Raw genomic sequence first — 1,022 nt, 5'->3', positions numbered from 1 at the left:
ATCATCCCGAGCAGCTCGACGAGGGATTGCATCACGACGACGACGGCGGCGACTTCGTACCCCTGGGGCAGGGAAATCGCGAGCGGCAGAACGAGGAACGAATTCCGGGTTCCGAGTGAGAAGGCGAGCGTCCGGGCCTGTGTGACAGGGAGCGTGAAAGCAACCGCGAGTGCTTTGGCGGCGAGCGCCGCGGCCAGGAGGAAAGCCACGAACACCGGAGACACGAATGGAAGGACGTCCAGCGCTCCGAGTACCGCGTCCACCTGTGCCGTCGCGATGAGAAACACGACGGTGGCGAGGAGGGGGACCGCAGCCCAGGCCCACCGCTCGCGGACTACGTGCCGTCGCTGCCGAACGTCAAGCCACTTCTCCGTCAGGGCGGCAGCGATCAACGGTAGCGCGACAACCCCCAGCGCCGAGGCCACCGCATCGACCGTGACCAGACCGGTGACCTCCTCGCGCGCCATCACCACCAGGTAAAGGGGAAGCAGCATCAGCTGGAGCACCAGGTTCACGGGGGTCACCGCGATCGCGCGCGAAACGTCTCCTCCCGCCATCTGGGTGAAGCTGATGAACCAATCGGTGCACGGTACGAGCAACACCAACAGCACACCCAGTCGGACACCGGGGTCGTCGGGAAGCACAGGGACCATGCCCCACACGACGAGGGGCATGATGACGAAGTTGCCCACCACTACGGCCAGCGTGAACCGGCGGTCACGCCAGGCGGTGGCCAGGTCCAGCAGCGGGACCTGAAGGAACGTGGCGTAGAGCAAGAGACCGAGCGTCGGCCACACGAGCGCCTCGGCTACATTTCCCGCACCCGACGCTCTGCTGCCCAACGCGAGACCCACGACGATGGCCGCCGCGTAGACCCACACCTGTCGCCGCTCGAGGCAGGAGCGGTCGAGCGACACTTTCACAACACCGGTCCTACTTTCAGATCGGGCACCTGGCCGACAGTCTGCCCCACCCCAATGCAGCGTCGGAGCCTAGTGGTCCGCATTTGAAGTCTTCTTACG

At 65.5% G+C, this 1,022-nt stretch carries 1 protein-coding gene; it reads right to left on the bottom strand.

All coding sequences use genetic code 11. The features are described from left to right. On the bottom strand, positions 1-923 hold a 923-nt coding region (locus CEY15_RS17665), incomplete at its 3' end, for an arsenic resistance protein (protein WP_245847724.1). Between the last annotated feature and the right edge of the window lie 99 nt (positions 924-1,022).

Source organism: Dietzia natronolimnaea, from assembly GCF_002289575.1.
Taxonomy (GTDB): Bacteria; Actinomycetota; Actinomycetes; order Mycobacteriales; family Mycobacteriaceae; genus Dietzia; species Dietzia natronolimnaea_A.
This window is presented reverse-complemented; position numbering and strand designations above follow the sequence as displayed.